The organism is Streptomyces sp. NBC_01296 (assembly GCF_035984415.1).
Taxonomy (GTDB): domain Bacteria; phylum Actinomycetota; class Actinomycetes; order Streptomycetales; family Streptomycetaceae; genus Streptomyces.
On record NZ_CP130720.1, the window covers coordinates 3,797,750 to 3,815,412 of the forward strand.

17 protein-coding genes are annotated in these 17,663 nt (G+C 68.9%); 2 read left to right on the forward strand and 15 right to left on the reverse strand.

The genetic code is table 11. The features are described from left to right. Positions 1 to 4: 4 nt before the first annotated feature. From rplC to rfbB, 11 genes are all read right to left on the reverse strand, one after another. Positions 5 to 649 carry a 50S ribosomal protein L3 gene (gene rplC / locus OG299_RS16915; protein ID WP_008739720.1) on the reverse strand — a complete coding sequence of 215 codons (645 nt, stop codon included), beginning with the start codon at positions 647 to 649 and terminating at the stop codon, positions 5 to 7. Between the two features lie 14 nt (positions 650 to 663). After that, the gene (rpsJ, locus tag OG299_RS16920; RefSeq protein ID WP_003948644.1) at positions 664 to 972 is read right to left on the reverse strand and encodes a 30S ribosomal protein S10; all 309 of its coding nucleotides are present in this window, start codon (positions 970 to 972) and stop codon (positions 664 to 666) included. 512 nt (positions 973 to 1,484) lie between these two features. Beyond that, complete coding sequence (locus OG299_RS16925; RefSeq protein WP_327361903.1) at positions 1,485 to 2,615, reverse strand: hypothetical protein; 1,131 nt, start codon at positions 2,613 to 2,615, stop codon at positions 1,485 to 1,487. Positions 2,616 to 2,737: 122 nt separating this feature from the next. Beyond that, entirely contained in the window at positions 2,738 to 4,045 is a 1,308-nt protein-coding gene (locus OG299_RS16930) for an N-acetylmuramoyl-L-alanine amidase (protein ID WP_327361904.1), read from the reverse strand. 149 nt (positions 4,046 to 4,194) lie between these two features. Next, positions 4,195 to 6,093 carry a hypothetical protein gene (locus tag OG299_RS16935; protein ID WP_327361905.1) on the reverse strand — a complete coding sequence of 633 codons (1,899 nt, stop codon included), beginning with the start codon at positions 6,091 to 6,093 and terminating at the stop codon, positions 4,195 to 4,197. 24 nt (positions 6,094 to 6,117) lie between these two features. Then, positions 6,118 to 7,020 carry a glycosyltransferase family 2 protein gene (locus tag OG299_RS16940; protein WP_266626443.1) on the reverse strand — a complete coding sequence of 301 codons (903 nt, stop codon included), beginning with the start codon at positions 7,018 to 7,020 and terminating at the stop codon, positions 6,118 to 6,120. Positions 7,021 to 7,029: 9 nt separating this feature from the next. Beyond that, the gene (locus OG299_RS16945) at positions 7,030 to 7,473 is read right to left on the reverse strand and encodes a DUF2304 domain-containing protein (protein ID WP_266626445.1); all 444 of its coding nucleotides are present in this window, start codon (positions 7,471 to 7,473) and stop codon (positions 7,030 to 7,032) included. Next, entirely contained in the window at positions 7,473 to 8,159 is a 687-nt protein-coding gene (locus OG299_RS16950; protein WP_266626447.1) for a glycosyltransferase family 2 protein, read from the reverse strand. Before OG299_RS16950 ends, OG299_RS16945 begins: the two co-directional genes overlap by 1 nt. Before the next feature lie 68 nt (positions 8,160 to 8,227). After that, a complete protein-coding gene (locus tag OG299_RS16955; protein ID WP_266626449.1) occupies positions 8,228 to 9,559 on the reverse strand; it encodes a polysaccharide biosynthesis protein in 1,332 nt (443 codons plus the stop codon). Beyond that, positions 9,556 to 10,476 (reverse strand): dTDP-4-dehydrorhamnose reductase, encoded by a 921-nt coding sequence (gene rfbD / locus OG299_RS16960; protein WP_327361906.1) that lies wholly within the window; start codon positions 10,474 to 10,476, stop codon positions 9,556 to 9,558. Before rfbD ends, OG299_RS16955 begins: the two co-directional genes overlap by 4 nt. Further along, positions 10,473 to 11,450, reverse strand: coding sequence for a dTDP-glucose 4,6-dehydratase (gene rfbB / locus OG299_RS16965; RefSeq protein WP_327361907.1), 978 nt, complete (start codon positions 11,448 to 11,450; stop codon positions 10,473 to 10,475). The genes rfbD and rfbB overlap by 4 nt, the downstream gene beginning before the upstream one ends. An 82-nt stretch (positions 11,451 to 11,532) precedes the next feature. Here rfbB and rfbA point away from each other — a divergent pair, with 82 nt between their 5' ends. Together rfbA and rfbC are read left to right on the forward strand one after the other, a co-directional pair. Further along, entirely contained in the window at positions 11,533 to 12,408 is an 876-nt protein-coding gene (gene rfbA / locus OG299_RS16970; RefSeq protein WP_266626455.1) for a glucose-1-phosphate thymidylyltransferase RfbA, read from the forward strand. After that, positions 12,405 to 13,007, forward strand: a complete 603-nt coding sequence (gene rfbC / locus OG299_RS16975) for a dTDP-4-dehydrorhamnose 3,5-epimerase (RefSeq protein ID WP_327361908.1) — start codon at positions 12,405 to 12,407, stop codon at positions 13,005 to 13,007. Before rfbA ends, rfbC begins: the two co-directional genes overlap by 4 nt. 187 nt (positions 13,008 to 13,194) lie before the next feature. Here the strand turns inward: rfbC and tuf are convergent, their stop codons facing one another. The 4 genes from tuf to rpsL form a co-directional block, all read right to left on the reverse strand. Beyond that, positions 13,195 to 14,388, reverse strand: a complete 1,194-nt coding sequence (gene tuf / locus OG299_RS16980) for an elongation factor Tu (protein WP_266626458.1) — start codon at positions 14,386 to 14,388, stop codon at positions 13,195 to 13,197. Between the two features lie 148 nt (positions 14,389 to 14,536). After that, on the reverse strand, positions 14,537 to 16,669 hold the full coding sequence (fusA, locus tag OG299_RS16985; protein WP_327361909.1) for an elongation factor G: 2,133 nt from the start codon (positions 16,667 to 16,669) through the stop codon (positions 14,537 to 14,539). A gap of 39 nt (positions 16,670 to 16,708) precedes the next feature. After that, positions 16,709 to 17,179, reverse strand: coding sequence for a 30S ribosomal protein S7 (gene rpsG / locus OG299_RS16990; protein WP_266626462.1), 471 nt, complete (start codon positions 17,177 to 17,179; stop codon positions 16,709 to 16,711). A gap of 2 nt (positions 17,180 to 17,181) precedes the next feature. Then, positions 17,182 to 17,553 carry a 30S ribosomal protein S12 gene (rpsL, locus tag OG299_RS16995; RefSeq protein WP_007265893.1) on the reverse strand — a complete coding sequence of 124 codons (372 nt, stop codon included), beginning with the start codon at positions 17,551 to 17,553 and terminating at the stop codon, positions 17,182 to 17,184. Positions 17,554 to 17,663: the final 110 nt, after the last annotated feature.

Below are 17,663 nucleotides of genomic sequence, written 5' to 3' on the forward strand. Positions count from 1 at the left end.
TACCTCAAGCCCCCTTGGCCGCGGTACGGACCAGGACGAGGCCGCCGTTCGGACCGGGGACTGCGCCCTTGATGAGGAGCAGACCCTTCTCCGCGTCAACCGCGTGGATGGTCAGGTTCTGGGTGGTGACGCGCTCGTTGCCCATACGACCAGCCATGCGCATGCCCTTGAAGACACGCCCAGGGGTGGCGCAGCCACCGATCGAACCGGGGGAGCGGTGCTTGCGCTGCACACCGTGACCGGCGCCGAGGCCCCGGAAGTTGTGCCGCTTCATGACACCGGCGAAGCCCTTGCCCTTGCTGTTGCCCGTGACGTCAACCTTGACGCCGGACTCGAACACCTGGGCGGTGATCTCCTGGCCGAGCGTGTACTCGCTGGCGTCGGAGGTGCGGAGCTCCACCAGGTGGCGGCGCGGGGTCACGTCGGCCTTGGCGAAGTGGCCCTTGAGGGGCTTGTTCACCTTGCGCGGGTCGATCTCGCCGAAGGCGATCTGGACCGACTCGTAGCCGTCGATGTCGTTCGTACGGACCTGGGTAACGACGCAGGGCCCGGCCTTGACAACGGTCACCGGGACGACACGGTTGTTCTCGTCCCAGACCTGGGTCATGCCGAGCTTCTCGCCCAGGACGCCCTTGATCTGCTTTGCCATCTTCTCGACGCCTCTCAGAGCTTGATCTCGATGTCAACGCCGGCCGGAAGGTCCAGGCGCATCAGCGAGTCAACGGTCTTGGGCGTCGGGTCGAGGATGTCGATCAGGCGCTTGTGCGTGCGCATCTCGAAGTGCTCGCGCGAGTCCTTGTACTTGTGCGGCGACTTGATGACGCAGTACACGTTCTTCTCAGTGGGCAGCGGCACCGGGCCTGCGACCGACGCACCAGTGCGGGTCACCGTCTCGACGATCTTCTTCGCCGAGGAGTCGATGACCTCGTGGTCGTAGGCCTTGAGCCGGATGCGGATCTTCTGTCCCGCCATGGCTACTCCGTAGTCCTGTCTGTTGTGGAAACGCTCTGGCTCTCGGTCGGCTGTGGATCTCTCCACCGCTTCTCTCCGACCCACGCGGTCGGGCGTGTCGCACTCCCTCCACAGAAAATTCCCATACGGAAATTCCCTCGTCCAAGGGGGTGCGGTCCCAGGACCGCGCTTCGGGGGAGAAACACCCACCGAGTGCCTGGCCGATACCGTGCTGACGCTTCCCAGAAGATTCCCGTACGTCCGCCCCATTGCTGCCCCGAGAGGCAGGTAAAGGCGACGAGTACTGTGGGACTCGCTTCCGGTCCTCCCGGCGGGAGGCGCGCAGCATCGGCACTCAGCCGAGCAACTTGATTAGTCTGCCATACAAGACACGTACTGCGCCAATCGGGCCGAAGAGAATACCCCTCCACGGTGATCGGTCAAACTGCGCCGTGCAGTGGGGTTGCCCGGGCGCCCCTTGGGGTCCGCCCGGGCCCGCCCACCGGCCTCGGAAACCTTTCCGCCGCCCTCGCTCAGGTACGCGAAACGGTGCCGCAGCCCTCCTGGCCGCCGGTATCCATGGTCTTGCTGCGGTCGTACGGGTCCACGGGCGTCCCGGAGGGAGCGGGCCCGGTCGGCGTGTCCTCGTCGAAGACGGGGTGCAGGAATCCGTCGTAGACGTTGCAGGCGCTGTTGGCGAGGTCGACGTTGAACTTCTCGAGCCAGAGCTTGCCCGCGGTGGCCTGCCACTTGCCCGGGTCGGCGATCGAGAAGGTGATCTCGCGCCGCACGACGGTGCGTTCCACCTGCTCGGCGCCCGGCTTCGCCTTCACGAACGGGTGGACGAAGGTGTAGTCGGCCAGCACGTTGGCCTGACCGGCCTCCTTGCCGGGCTCCACCCACATCCGGCCGCGGACCTTGACCACGTCGCCCACGGGCTTCAGCTCGGCCGGCTTGACCCTGCTGAACAGGTGCAGCGGGTCGTGCTCCTTCGTCGGAGCCGTCAGCGACTCCTCCAGGCGGTCCATCTGCTCCTCGAGCTTCGGGTCGAGCAGCGCCAGCGCCGCCGCGGGCCGCTCCCCGCGCAGGGTCGCCGGGTCCAGGTTGGCCGCGACCAGGAACTGCTTGGCCTTCTCCAGCGCGTCGGCGACCTGCGCCTTGCTCATCCCGCCGACGGCCTCGGCCGCCGGGACCTCGATCCCGGCCGCCCCGTCGGCCCACTGCAGGGCCGGGGACCCCTTGAAGGGTTCCTTGAGGGTCGGCCGGTCCGGGTCGACGGCCGAGGGCGGGGCGCTGGGCCGGGCGGTCTCGGCGGGCAGCGGCCCACGGGCCTTGTCGTTCCGGTCGGCCTTGCCGGTGACCTTGTCGATGACCAGCTCCGGGCGGACGGCGATCAGCGCGAGGGCCGCGATGAACACGATCGCCCCGGCGGCCTTGAGCCTGCGCTTGCCCCTCTCCCGGCCTTCCCGCTCCTGCCAGGCCGGACCGGTGCGCCAGCCGGGCGGCTCGGCGGACTCGCCCTGCAGCCTCGCGGTGACCATGCGCGCCCGGGCGGACGGCTCCCGGGGGGCCCGGCCGGCGTCCGCCTGGGCCTGCTCCATGAACCGGGCCCACTCCTCGTCGGAGAGCGCCGGTCCGTCGTTGTCGTTGTCGTTCTTTCCCATGTCCCACCCCTGGAATGTCCGGGGCCCCCAGGACCGGGTCCTGGGTGCCCCGCTGAAACGTTGCTGCTACGTGCCCACCGGGACGACGACCAGGTTGGGGATCGTCTGCCCGGGGGTGAAGTTCAGGTTCGAGGCACTCGTACGCGCGAGGTCGCCGTGCGGGACGTGGCGTCGACGTTCAGCTGCGCGGCGGGACCGGCGGTGCGGAGCGCGCCGAGCTGCCCGTAGAGCTGGTTGCCCGGGCACTCGGTGTTGAAGCCGTCCCGGTGGCCCGAGAGCGACTTGAACGTGTACGGCTTGCCGGCCTCGAACGCGGTCCCGAAGAAGTTGGTCTGCGTGGCCCCCGCGGTCAGCGTCGTCGTGCCGTTCATGTCGCCGCCGTACTGGCCGAGCTTGTAGGCCGCGATCCGGGAGACGGCGTCCTGCGCCGCGGCAGAGGCGCCCCCGGCGCTGTAGTCGCCGAGGACGGCGATGCCCGCCGTCTCGTTGTTCCATCCGAACGTGTGCGCACCGAGGACGGGCTGGTCGACACCGCCCTGCCGGCCCTCGAAGACCGTGCCGCACTTGTCGACGAGGAAGTTGTAGCCGAGGTCGCGCCACCCGTTGGTCTTCACGTGGTAGACGTGGATGCCGCGGACGATCGCCGCGGACTGCGAGCAGTCGTACGGCTGGGTGTCGGCGGTGTGGTGGACGAAGACCGCCTTGACCTTCCCGCCGGGCAGGTAGATCGGGCCCTCGTTGTTCATCGTCTCGTCGGCGCCCCACGCGACGCGCGAGACCACGTTCGGCTGCGGGGCCGTGGAGACGGGCCCGGGGACCGACGGCGGAGTCGTGGGCGGGTCCGTGGGGGCGGGGTCCGCCGCCGGCGCGGCGAACGCGGCCGGGCCGGCGTTCAGGGAGCCGTTCTTCTGGGAGCCGTTCTTCTTCGCCGGACTGATGGCGCCGCCCGGGTCCACCAGGTTCAGCTCGAGGCCCGCGGGCAGCACACCCCCGCCGCTGATCCGTACCTCGGCACCGTCCGACGCGCCGACCCAGACGGGCTCCGTCGAGCCGTGCGCGCCGGGGCGTACGCCGTCCATCCCGGCCTTCACCGGGTCGAGGGCGATCCAGTGCGACCACTTGCCGGTCTTCGCGTCACGGGCGCGGGCCTCGATGGTCCCCTTCACCTCGGCCTTGGGGTCCGTCCAGGACACGCCCAGCAGGCCGAAGGGCTCGGTGCCCTGCTGCGAGAGCACTGCTTCGCCGCTGCCCTTGGGCTTGAGCGCGAGCTTGTGCACCTCGCCCTCGACCGGTCCGGTCTCCTTGACGCCGGCGCTGTACGCCTTCGCCGGTGCGTTGCCGTCCGGGCCCGGTTCGGCTCCACCGGCCCATCCCTGAATGCCCAGTACCGCGGCGGCTCCGATCGCGGCCGCCAGCGCGGTACCGCGCACGCGTGTCCCTCTCAAGTTGATCCCCCACCCCTATGGCAAGTGCGCCATACGACACCGCTGACGGGGCGGATGCTACTGGTCGACCGTGACAACCGGTGCGGGTGTGGTCACCGTCCGTAGGGCGCCCGGGCAACCGGACCGCATGGCCGCTACTTCTTCCGCGCGTCCTTGCCGGTCACGACGGCGTCCTTGCGGGCCTGCTTCTCGGCCTCGGCGTCCCGTTCGATGTCCGCCCTCGACCGCACGCGCTTGGGCGCCTCCATCCCGCAGACGCTGGGCCAGTCGTCGGCGACGATGCCGGCGCACCAGATGAAGTTCTGGATGGGGCCGGGCTTCCAGTCGTCCTTCTCGATGTCCCAGCAGTTCTCGCGGGGCGAGAAGCGCGGGCAGCTGCCGTCCCGCGTCTTGATGACATGGGCGCGGTACGCGTCGATGCCCATCGAGTCGACGTCCGACGAGGGCATGTAGCGGTTGGCCGACCAGGACGCGCCCATGGCCGCGAACAGCGCGATCACGCACACCATGCCGGCGGCGAGCTGGCGGACCACCCGCGGCGGAACGACCCGGGCGAGCCCCGCCCCGGAACCGGTCCCGGCACCGCTCGGGCGCAGCGTGCGCTCGATCCACCCGGAGCCCCGGTTGACCACGGCCATCATGCCGAGCACGGCCAGGATCATCAGGCAGTACATGATGATCCACGTGGTGCGCGGGTAGAGCTGGATGGCCTTGTCGTGGGCCATGTGCCCGGCGAACCAGAAGCGGGCGAGCCAGGCGCCGGCCAGGACCGCCGCCGCGGTGCGCACCATGATGTTGCGCAGCCCGAGGCCGAGGCCGAGGCCCACTCCGAACAGCAGCAACAGCGCGAACCCGCTCTGGCCGGCCATCTCGCCGGCCACGGGCCAGGTCTGGTACGTCAAGGTCGAGGACCGGTCCGAGACCCAGCCGAGGACGTACCCGGGGTCCGCGTACACGGCGAGGAAGGCGTAGCGGTCGGGGTTCTCCGCGCCCAGCCGGGCCATCTGGTAGAGCAGCGGGGCGCCGACGACGCCGGCCGACAGCAGGGTGACCCCTATGTACAGGCCCGCCTTCTTGGCCGTCGCCGCGCCCTGGCGCCACGGGAAGAAGAACAGCGCGGCGACGAGCGCGCCCGGCGCGGCCCAGATGTACCAGCCGGAGTACCAGAGGAACAGCGCGCCGAAGGTCACGCCGAGGACGAGGCCGCGCAGCAGCAGGTGCCGCGTCCCGCGCCGCCCGGCCAGGCGCATCTCGCGCAGCCAGTAGCCGAGCAGCGGCAGCAGCACGATCATGACGATGTGGCTGTACGGGCGGATCGGGTCGAGGAAGAGCACCGCGGCCGGAACCGCGATCAGCAGCGCCCAGAAGGGCCTCAGCAGTATCCGCCAGGCCAGGTAGGCCATCGGGCCGGCCACGGCGGTGAAGAAGATCTGCAGGTCGTGCAGGGCGAAGCCGGTCTCGCCGCGGCCGTTGTAGCGGATCTTCGCCCAGAGGGCCATGAGGGCCGGGAAGGCGGGCGGGTAGATGCCCGACATCCCCTCGTGGTGCAGGAACGAGTTGGCCATGTCGATGAGGACGCCCGGGTCGCCCTCCTGGCCGCCGAGCGGGTGCGGCGTGCCGCGCAGGGCGACGACGACACCGCCGGCGATCACGCCGGTGGCCAGGCCCGCGAGGGCGGCGCAGACCAGCCGCTTGACCAGCTGGTGGCGCCGGGCCGCGCCCCGGTGGGCGGTGTACAGGAGCAGCGCGAGCAGCGGCAGGCCGATGACCGCGGCGTACTGCTGGAGCGTGGCGAGGCCGCTGACCTGGCCGAGGCGGACGATCGGGTTCACACTGATGTGCCGGCTCAGCAGCATGTAGCCGAGGGCCGTCGTGACGCTGACGACGGCCTCGGCGACGGCGAGCACCCGGCGCCGTGAGGTCCACGGGCGGCGCGCCGCCGAGCTGGACGGGACCGGCCCGGGGTCAGCGGTCCCGGTCCGGCTGTGCGCCGGGCCGGATGTTCCGACGACCTCGGGGGCCAGGTGTGTCATCTCAGTCCAATTCCGTCGCGGGTGTCAGTCGGCGCGCTGACCGGCGGTGAACGCGTGCTTCGCCAGCGTACGGACGCCCTCGCGGTGTCCGCGGAGCAGGGCGCCGGGCAGCATGGTGATGGCGTGGAACCGGGAGCCGCTGTGGAAGCGGGCCGCGCGTGCGGCCTTGGGCCAGCCCCGGGCGTCCATCCGGGCGGCCACCGCGGAGAAGTACCGCTCGGCCTCGGTGAAGCGGGTGCCGGAGAACGCCTGCACCGACGACTCGCTGACCGCGTGGCGGCGGTACTGGAAGACCGTGGTGGTCTCGTCGATCAGCATCTGCTCGCCGAGCTCGAGGAGGTCGACCACCAGGGCCAGGTCCTGGATCACCGAGTACTCGTCGCGGAAGTTGACCCCGCGCAGGGCTTCGCCGCGCCAGCAGATCGACGGGAAGTACAGCCAGTTCCCGCGCAGCACGCTGGTGGCGAGCTCTTCGCCGCCCATCAGGCGCCGGCCCTTGACCTGCGGGGCGTACAGCCGCCGCTTGGTCTGGTCGGCGAGCCCGGACGTCAGCTGCCCGTCGCCGTCGATCACCTCGACGCCGGGCTGGACCATGCCGATGCCCGGGTTGGCCGCTATGAGGCCGCGGACGGTCTCCAGGTAGTGCGGGTGCAGCAGGTCGTCGCAGCCCATGATGACGACGTAGTCGGCCTCGGAGAGCCGTACGCACTTCTGGAAGTTCTTGGTGATGCCGAGGTTCTGCTCGTTGCGGCTGTAGTGCACCCGCTCGTCGCCGAGTGCCTCGAACCAGCCCGGGACGTCCGGCTCCTGGCCGTCGTCGATGACGACGAGGCGGAAGTCCGGGTCCGTCTGGGCCAGGACGCTGCGGACGGCGTCCTGCATCAGCTGCACGTCCCCGTAGTAGGGGAGCATGAAGTCGAAGGTCACCACGGGACGTCAGGCCTTCACGGTGTCGGAGTCGGCGGGCTCGGGCTCCGGCTCGGCGAGAGCGCCGGACTCGGTCGCGACGGCAGCGGCGGCGGCCCCGCCGAGGCGCGCGTCGTTGTGCCGTGCGCCCTCGCTCAGGGCCACCGTCCGGGCCAGGTCGGTGAGCTTCTTCTCCAACGAGCGGAAGCGCAGGAAGGTGTTGAGGGTCAGGAAGCCCATCGCCAGCACCATGACGTACAGCACGAGGTCGGTGCCTCGGCCGACGCCGAGCTGGTGGGCCACCCACGTGACGTCCGTGGGGCGGAGCACCGCGTACACGTTGACGACGACGAACACCGAGAACGCGATGCGCTTCCAGGCGCGGTTCTTCGCCTGCCCCCACGTACGTATGAACATCAGTGCCATCGACACCGAGCCCGCGATGAGCAGCAGCTGGATCCAGAAGTACTTCATCAGCGGCTTCGCTCCCGCATCGTGATGTCAAAGATGATGTTGACGCCGTTGATCAGGGACTGGCCCTTGGCGCGCGAGTACTCGGTGTAGAGGATGTCCACGGGGACCTCGGTGACGCGCAGGCCGGACCCGGCCAGGAAACCGACGATCTCCGAGGCGTGCGCCATGCCGTTCATGGTGATGTTCAGCTGCTCGGCGGCCTTGCGGCTCAGCACGCGCAGGCCGTTGTGCGAGTCGGTGAGCTTCAGCTTGCGGGCGGTCGGGCTGACCGACGCGGCCGTACGCAGCACGACGCGCTTGATCCACGGCACCTGGCCGTTCTGCTCGATGAAGCGCGAGCCGAGGACCACGTCGGCCTCGTCGTCGCGCAGCACCCGGACCATCTTCTCGACGTCGGGCGTCTGGTGCTGACCGTCCGCGTCGAACGTCGCGAAGTAGCGGGCACCGGGCTGGGCGAGGGCGTACTTGAGGCCCGTCTGCAGGGCAGCGCCCTGGCCGAGGTTGACCGGGTGCCGCACCAGGTGGGCGCCGGTCTTCGCGATGTGCTCGGCCGAGTTGTCGGAGCTGCCGTCGTCGACGACGACTATGTTCGGGAAGGTCGCACGCGCTCCCTCGACCACATCGGCGATCACCTGGCCCTCGTTATAGGCCGGTATGACCAGCCAGACATCGTCGTATTGGGACACGGTAGCTCCAGCGGAATGTGGCACGTGCGCGTGCTCGGTGATCGGTGGGACGTCGGAAGTCGGCATGGTCACTCCCCGACCGCTCCGGCGCCCAATGGGCTTGCGGCGACCTTGTGCCCGGGTCCTTCGGTCACGCCCGGAGCAGCTCCGGGGAACCTCAGCCTCAGCACGGCCAGCATACCGAGCACGGTGGCGAGGGACCCGAGTGCGTAGGCCAGGGTGACGCGCACGGCAACGTCGCCCGGAGCAAAAGTGATGCCGATCAGGACGACGGTGCCGATGGCCCAGCAGAGCAGTTGCAGGTTGTGCCGCTTGAATACCATCAGCGCCTGTCCGAGGACCATCGCGAACATGTACGCCACGGTGCCTGCGGACAAAAGGAAGAAGTCGAGGCATCCCAGCGCCGGCTTGGCGTGGAAGAGCACCTCGATCAGCCAGGGGCCGAGGGCGGTCGCGGGCACGCCGCCGACCAGCCCCAACAGCCCGACGACCACGCCGATCCGGCGCAGCATCGCGGAGAACGCCGCCCGGTCGCCGGCCGTGTAGGCGGCGGTGAGCCCGCCCAGCAGCGAGGCCTGGAGCGAGCCGAAGACGAAGAGCGGCACCCGGGCCAGGACCAGCGCGTTCAGCAGCGCCGCGATCAGCACGCTGTCGGTGGGGGCGAGCAGCTTGGTGCTCATCACCGCGGCGTTGACGACGACCTGGGAGAGCAGGGTCGAACAGATCAGCAGGCCGAGCCCGCCGGTCAGCTCCCGCCAGGCGATCTCCTCGCCGGGCTCCACCACGCGCAGCAGCGCAGGCAGGGTGATCAGCGTCGCGGCGACGGGCGCCACGGCCAGGACCAGGCTGAAGGCGAGCGCGGAGTGCAGCCCGGACACCGCGCAGCCGAAGGCGAGGGCGATGCGCAGCCCGCCGTCGACGGCCAACTGGGTGCCGTACGCGCCGAACCGGCCGAGGCCGGCCAGGACACCGCGGGTCAGGTAGCAGACGGCCATGCCCGTGAAGGCGCCGCCGAGGGCCGCCACCAGGCCGCGGTCGCCGTGGAACAGCAGGTCCGCGATCGGGCCCGCGCCCAGGGCCAGGAGGAGCAGGGTCGTGCCGAGGATCCCCGAGGTGAGCAGCGTGGCCCGGCGCAGCACGGGGGCCGCGCCCTGACCGAGCACCACGCGGGCGGCGACGATCCGGGTGAGCTCCTGCTCGATCGGGAAGAAGATGCCGAGCCCGAGCGCCATGACGATCGTCCACAGCACCGAGACGTTCGCCACGGCCTCCGTGGACAGGCTGTAGCCGGCCACGCCCAGGTGGACGTACGAGGCCGCACCGAGCACGACGGTGCCGCCGGCCACCGCGACGGTGCCCGGCGGCAGCGCCGCGGTGAGCCTGCTCAGCAGGGACTTCATCCCGTACTGCCGTTCCGGGCCGCGTCGGCCAGGACGGTGAACGCGGGGGCGGCGAGCGCCTCGGCGAGCTGCTCGTGCCAGTCGGCGAGCGGGGCCAGGCCCGCGTCGGCCCAGCGGTCGTGCGCGAGCACGCTGAACGCCGGGCGGGCGGCCGGGCGGACGAACGCGGCGGAGGTGGTCGGCCGGATCCGCTCCGGGTCGAGCCCGCTCAGCCGGTAGGTCTCGCGGGCGAGCCCCATCCAGGTGGTCCGGCCGCTCGCGGTGCCGTGGTAGATCCCGCCCATGGCGTGGCCCTTCAGCGCGGCCAGGCCGAGCTCGACCAGCCGGCGGGCCAGCGCGTAGGACCAGGTGGGCTGGCCGTGCTGGTCGTCGACCACGTCGAGGGTGTCGCGCTGGGCGGCCAGCTTGAGCATGGTGGCGACGAAGTTCGGCCCGTGCTCGCCGTACAGCCAGGCGGTGCGCACGATGTAGCCGTCCTGCGGCAGCAGTTCGGCCACGGCCTGCTCGCCGACCAGCTTGGAGCGGCCGTACGCGTTCACGGGCCCGGTGGCGGTGTCCTCGCGGTACGGCTCGGAGGCGTCGCCGGGCAGCACGTAGTCGGTGGAGACGTGCAGCAGGCGCACATGGGCGGCGGCGCAGGCCTCGGCGAGGACGCGTACGCCGGTGCCGTTGACGGCGGTGGCGGCTTCCTCGGCGGTCTCGGCGCCGTCCACGTCGGTCCAGGCGGCGCAGTTCACGACCACGGTGACACCCTCGACCGCGGCCAGGACGGCGGCCGGGTCGGTGATGTCGAGGTCGGCGCGGCGCAGGCCCACGGCCTCGATCCCGGCGTCCTTCAGGACGGCCAGGACGTCCTGGCCGAGCATCCCGGCGGCGCCGGTGACGAGCCAGCGCCCGGCTCGCGGATTGGTGCTCACTTCTGCAGGGCCGCCTTCGCCTTCAGCGGCTCCCACCAGGCGCGGTTCTCGCGGTACCACTCGATCGTGGCGGCGATGCCGTCCTCGAAGGTGACCTGCGGGACGTAGCCCAGCTCGGCACCGATCTTGCTGATGTCGATGGAGTAGCGGAGGTCGTGGCCCTTGCGGTCCTCGACCTGCTCGACCATGTCCCAGCCGAGGCCGGCCGCCTCGAGCAGCACGCCGGTGAGCTCCTTGTTGGTGAGCTCGGTGCCACCGCCGATGTTGTAGACCTCGCCGGCGCGGCCCTTGCGCATCGCCAGGTCGATGCCGCGGCAGTGGTCGGAGACGTGCAGCCAGTCGCGGACGTTGCCGCCGTTGCCGTACAGCGGGACCTTCTTGCCGTCCATCAGGTTCGAGACGAACAGCGGGATGACCTTCTCCGGGAACTGGTAGTGCCCGTAGTTGTTGGAGCAGCGCGTGACGACGACGTCCATGCCGTGCGTCCGGGCGTAGGCCAGGGCCAGCAGGTCGGACGAGGCCTTGGAGGCGGAGTACGGGGAGTTCGGGACCAGCGGCCACTCCTCGGTCCAGGAGCCCTCGGTGATCGAGCCGTACACCTCGTCGGTGGAGATGTGCACGAAGCGGCCGACGCCGTGCTTGCGGGCGGCGTCCAGCAGGACCTGCGTGCCCACGACGTTGGTCATCACGAACGGGCCGGCGCCGGCGATCGAGCGGTCCACGTGGGACTCGGCCGCGAAGTGCACCACGACGTCGTGCCCGGGCATGACCTGGTCGACGGCCTCGGCGTCGCAGATGTCGCCCTTGACGAAGCTGTATCCGGGGTGGTCCGCGACCGGGGCGAGATTGGCTTCGACACCGGAGTAGGTCAGTTTGTCGAAGACCGTGATCCGAGCCGATGCGTCTGCACCGAGCTGCTGGCGAACGAATTCTGAACCGATGAAGCCGGCGCCGCCGGTCACGAGGATGCGCATAATACGAAGAGTCTAGCCGCTCGTACACCACCGTTCGGGCCCGGACCGCGCCGCCCCGGCGCTCTCGCATAGGGTTGTGTCCATGCGTGGAATTCTCTTGGCCGGTGGCACCGGATCCCGACTCTGGCCGCTGACCCGGGCAGTCTCGAAGCAGCTGCTCCCCGTCTTCGACAAGCCGATGATCTACTACCCGCTCTCCACCCTGGTCATGGCCGGAATCAGCGAGATTCTCGTCATCACCACGCCGGAGGACCGTGCCCAGTTCGAGCGACTGCTCGGCGACGGCTCCCAGTTCGGCATCCGGCTGGAGTACGCGGTCCAGGAGCGCCCCGAGGGCATCGCCCAGGCCTTCGTGCTCGGCGCCGACTTCATCGGCGACGAGTCCGTCGCCCTGATCCTCGGCGACAACATCTTCCACGGCAGCGGTCTCGGCACGCGCCTGGCGGAGCACACCGACTCCAAGGGCGGCCGGGTCTTCGCGTACCCGGTGGCCGATCCGACGGCGTACGGCGTGGTCGAGTTCGACGAGAACGGCCAGGCCATCTCCATCGAGGAGAAGCCGGTCAAGCCCAAGTCCCGCTACGCGGTGCCCGGTCTGTACTTCTACGACAACCGCGTCGTCGAGATCGCCCGCACCCTGAAGCCCAGCGCGCGCGGCGAACTGGAGATCACCGCGGTCAACGACGCGTACCTCCAGGCCGGTGAGCTGAATGTCACCATCCTCGACCGCGGCACCGCCTGGCTGGACACGGGGACCTTCGTCTCCATGGTCCAGGCCTCGGAGTTCGTCCGCGTGATCGAGGAGCGCCAGGGCTTCAAGATCGGCTGCATCGAGGAGGCGGCCTGGCGGGCCGGCCTGATCGATTCCGCGCAGCTGCGCGAGCTGGCCCAGCCGCTGCTCAAGAGCGGTTACGGCGAGTACCTGATCGCTCTGCTCGACGAGGAGTCCTCCCGGTGAAGTTCCGTCAGCTCTCGATAGAGGGCGCCTACGAGATCACCCCGCAGCTGCACGGCGACCCGCGCGGCATGTTCACCGAGTGGTACCGCTTCGACAAGCTGTCCGAGGTCGTCGGCCACCCGCTGAACCTGGCGCAGGCGAACCTCTCGGTGTCCTCGCGCGGCGTGGTCCGCGGCATCCACTTCGCCGACGTACCGCGCGGCCAGGCCAAGTACGTCACCTGCGTACGGGGTGCCGTGCTCGACGTCATCGTGGACCTGCGGGTCGGCTCCCCGACCTTCGGCCGCTGGGAGGGTGTCCGCCTGGACGACGTGGACCGCCGCGCGGTCTACATCCCGGAGGGCCTGGGCCACGGGTTCTGCGCGCTGAGCGACGACGCCACGCTTTCGTACCTCTGCTCGGAGACGTACAACCCGACCGGCGAGCACTCGGTTCACCCGCTCGATGCGGATCTGGGCATCGACTGGCCGGCGGACGTCCCGCTGCTGTCCGCCCGTGACGAGGCCGCGCCGACGCTGGCCGAGGCCATCGAGTCGGGTCTGCTGCCGGACTACGCCGCCTGCAACGAGTTCACCGATTCCCTGCGCGTGACCGGCTGACCGCTCCCCCGCAGCACACGGAAGAGGGCCGCACCCCGCGATCGGGGGTGCGGCCCTCTTCCGTATGCCGTACGTCCTGCCCGCCCGTACGACGAAGGGCCCCTCCCCCGCCGCCGAAGCGGTGGGGAAGGGGCCCTTCTGTCAAACATGGTGCCCGCTCGCGCGAGCTACCAGGTCAGAGCACGAATTACTTCGTGATCTTGATGACCTGGCCGGCGCCGACCGTACGACCACCCTCACGGATGGCGAACTTCAGGCCCTCCTCCATGGCGACCGGCTGGATCAGCGCGACCGTCATCTCGGTGTTGTCGCCCGGCATGACCATCTCCGTGCCGGCCGGCAGGGTGACGACACCCGTGACGTCCGTGGTACGGAAGTAGAACTGCGGGCGGTAGTTGTTGAAGAACGGGGTGTGACGGCCACCCTCGTCCTTCGACAGGATGTAGGCCTGGGCCTCGAACTCGGTGTGCGGCGTGACCGAACCGGGCTTGATGATGACCTGGCCGCGCTCGACGTCCTCGCGCTTGATGCCACGGAGGAGCAGACCGACGTTCTCACCGGCCTGGCCCTCGTCGAGCAGCTTGCGGAACATCTCGATGCCGGTGACCGTGGTGGTGGTCTTGGCTTCCTTGATGCCGATGATGTCGACGGTCTCGTTGACCTTCAGGACACCACGCTCGATACGGCCGGTGACGACCGTACCGCGACCGGTGATCGTGAAGACGTCCTCGACGGGCATGAGGAACGGCTTCTCGGTGTCACGCGGGGGGGTCGGGATGAAGTCGTCGACGGCGGACATGAGGCCGAGAAGCTTCTCGCCCCACTCCTTGTCGCCCTCGAGGGCCTTCAGCGCGGAGACGCGGACGACCGGCAGGTCGTCGCCCGGGAAGTCGTACTCGGAGAGCAGCTCACGGACCTCGAGCTCGACGAGCTCCAGGATCTCCTCGTCGTCCACCATGTCGGCCTTGTTCAGGGCGACAACGATGGAGGGGACGCCGACCTGGCGGGCCAGGAGCACGTGCTCCTTGGTCTGCGGCATCGGGCCGTCGGTGGCGGCGACCACGAGGATCGCGCCGTCCATCTGCGCGGCACCGGTGATCATGTTCTTGATGTAGTCGGCGTGACCCGGGCAGTCGACGTGGGCGTAGTGACGCGCCTCGGTCTGGTACTCGACGTGCGCGATGGAGATGGTGATACCGCGCTGGCGCTCCTCAGGAGCCTTGTCGATCTGGTCGAAGGCCGAGGCCTCGTTCAGGTCCGGGTACGCGTCGTGCAGCACCTTGGTAATGGCGGCCGTGAGGGTCGTCTTACCGTGGTCAATGTGACCGATGGTGCCGATGTTGACGTGCGGCTTAGTCCGCTCGAACTTCGCCTTCGCCACGGGGTCCTCCTGGAGAGTGGTTCTGTACGCCTTGCTCATCGGCGCCAGGTGATCTTTGCTGGAAAGCCGGCCCCTCCGGGGCAACGGAGGGTTACTCCTGTTGCCCCAGAGGCTCCGGTGACAAGCCTAAAGCGTGTACTCGGAAGAGTTACTCGCCCTTGGCCTTCGCGATGATCTCCTCGGCGACGTTCCGGGGAACCTCGGCGTAGGAGTCGAACTGCATCGAGTAGCTGGCGCGACCCGAGGTCTTGCTGCGGAGGTCTCCGACGTAGCCGAACATCTCCGAAAGCGGCACGAGGCCCTTCACGAGACGCGCGCCGTGACGCTCCTCCATGGCCTGGATCTGGCCACGGCGGGAGTTGATGTCACCGATGACGTCGCCCATGGACTCTTCGGGCGTGGTGACCTCAACGGACATCATCGGCTCGAGCAGCACGGGGGAAGCCTTGCGCGCGGCCTCCTTGAAGGCCTGCGAACCGGCGATCTTGAAGGCGAGCTCCGAGGAGTCGACCTCGTGGTAGCCACCGTCGAGAAGAATGACGCGGACGCCGGTCATCTCGTAGCCGGCCAGGATGCCGAACTGCATGGCCTCCTGCGCACCGGCGTCGACCGAGGGGATGTACTCCCTCGGGATGCGGCCACCGGTGACCTTGTTCACGAACTCGTACGCCGGACCATCGGCGTCCGTGATCGGCTCGATCGCGATCTGCACCTTGGCGAACTGACCGGTACCACCGGTCTGCTTCTTGTGGGTGTAGTCGTGACGCTCGACGGTCTTGCGGATCGTCTCGCGGTACGCGACCTGCGGCTTGCCGACGTTGGCCTCGACCTTGAACTCGCGCTTCATACGGTCGACCAGCACCTCGAGGTGCAGCTCGCCCATACCACCGAGGATGGTCTGGCCGGTCTCCTCGTCCGAGTGAACGTGGAAGGAGGGGTCCTCCTCCGCGAGAGACTGGATGGCGACACCCAGCTTCTCCTGGTCACCCTTGGACTTGGGCTCGATGGCGACCTGGATGACCGGAGCCGGGAAGTCCATGGACTCCAGGATCACGGGTGCCTTGTCGTCACACAGCGTCTCACCGGTGGTGGTCTGCTTCAGGCCCATGACGGCGACGATGTCACCGGCGCCCACCGCGGCGATCTCTTCACGCTTGTTCGCGTGCATGCGGTAGATCTTGCCGATGCGCTCCTTCTTGCCCTTGACGGAGTTCAGCACCGCAGTGCCGGCCTCCAGGCGGCCCGAGTAAACCCGGACGAAGGTGAGCTTCCCGAGGTGCGGGTCGCGCATGATCTTGAACGCCAGCGCCGCGAGCGGCTCCTCGTCGGAAGGCTTGCGCTTCACGACGGTCTCGGCGTCGCGGACGTCGTGGCCCTCGATGGCCTCGATGTCCAGCGGCGACGGGAGGTAGCGGATGACAGCGTCGAGCAGGGGCTGAACGCCCTTGTTCTTGAACGCCGTGCCACAGAACACCGCGGTGATCGTGGGCTCGCCCTTGCCCTTGCCGGAGCCGAGGATGATGCGACGGACGGCGGCGTGCAGCTGCTCCACGGACGGCTCGTCGCCGTTCAGGAAGAGCTCCATGATCTCGTCGTCGTTCTCGGCGACGGTCTCGACCAGCTTGCCGCGCCACTCTTCAGCGGCCTCGGCGTGCGTGGCCGGGATGTCGACGATGTCGTACATCTCGCCCTTGGTCGCCTCGGCGGACCAGACGAACGCCTTCATGGTGACCAGGTCGACAACGCCCTGGAAGTCGGCCTCGGCACCGATCGGGAGCTGCATGACGATCGGAACCGCACCGAGGCGGTCCTTGATCATGTCGACACAGCGGTGGAACTCGGCGCCGGTACGGTCGAGCTTGTTCACGAAGCAGATGCGCGGCACGCCGTAACGGTCGGCCTGACGCCACACCGTCTCCGACTGCGGCTCCACACCGGCGACACCGTCGAACACGGTGACGGCACCGTCGAGGACGCGGAGCGAACGCTCCACCTCGACCGTGAAGTCCACGTGACCCGGGGTGTCGATGATGTTGATGGTGTGGTCGACGTCCTCGAGCGGCCAGTGGCAGGTCGTCGCGGCAGACGTGATCGTGATGCCGCGCTCCTGCTCCTGCTCCATCCAGTCCATCGTGGCAGCGCCGTCGTGGACTTCACCGATCTTGTAAGACACACCGGTGTAGAACAGGATGCGCTCGGTGGTGGTCGTCTTGCCCGCGTCGATGTGAGCCATGATGCCGATGTTGCGCACCTTGGCCAGGTCAAGCGAAGTGGTAGCCATCTCGGCTCAGTCTTCTCTCGGTCTCGATGTGGGTTGGGACTACCAGCGGTAGTGCGCGAAGGCCTTGTTGGACTCGGCCATCTTGTGCGTGTCCTCACGCTTCTTGACGGCCGCACCGAGGCCGTTCGAGGCGTCGAGGAGCTCGTTCATGAGGCGCTCGGTCATGGTCTTCTCGCGGCGGGCGCGGGAGTAACCCACGATCCAGCGCAGCGAGAGGGTCGACGCGCGACCCGGCTTGACCTCGATCGGCACCTGGTAGGTGGCGCCACCGACACGGCGGGACTTGACCTCGAGGGACGGCTTGACGTTCTCCAGCGCGCGCTTCAGCGTGATGACCGGGTCAGCGCCGGTCTTCTCGCGGAGGCCTTCCATGGCGCCGTAAACGATGCGCTCGGCGGTGGAGCGCTTGCCGTTCAGGAGGATCTTGTTGATGAGCGACGTCACCAGAGGAGATGCGTAGACCGGGTCGATGATGACCGGGCGCTTCGGGGCGGGGCCCTTACGAGGCATTCTTACTTCTCCTTCTTGGCGCCGTAGCGGCTGCGGGCCTGCTTGCGGTTCTTGACAGCCTGCGTGTCAAGCGCACCGCGGATGATCTTGTAACGAACACCCGGCAGGTCCTTCACACGGCCACCACGCACGAGCACGATCGAGTGCTCCTGCAGGTTGTGTCCCTCACCCGGAATGTAAGCGGTGACCTCGATGCCGGAGGTCAGACGCACACGCGCGACCTTACGGAGCGCCGAGTTCGGCTTCTTCGGGGTGGTCGTGAACACACGCGTGCAGACGCCGCGGCGCTGGGGCGAAGCCTCAAGCGCGGGCGTCTTCGTCTTCTCGACCTTGTCCTGCCGGCCCTTACGGACCAGCTGCTGGATCGTAGGCACTACTTCTCCGGTTTCTGTGTGCCGTGTAGTGAAGCTAACCTGGAACTTTGCCGACCCACGCGGTCGGGTGTGTCGGATCCGGCGGGGCTCCGCGCAAGCACGGAAACGCA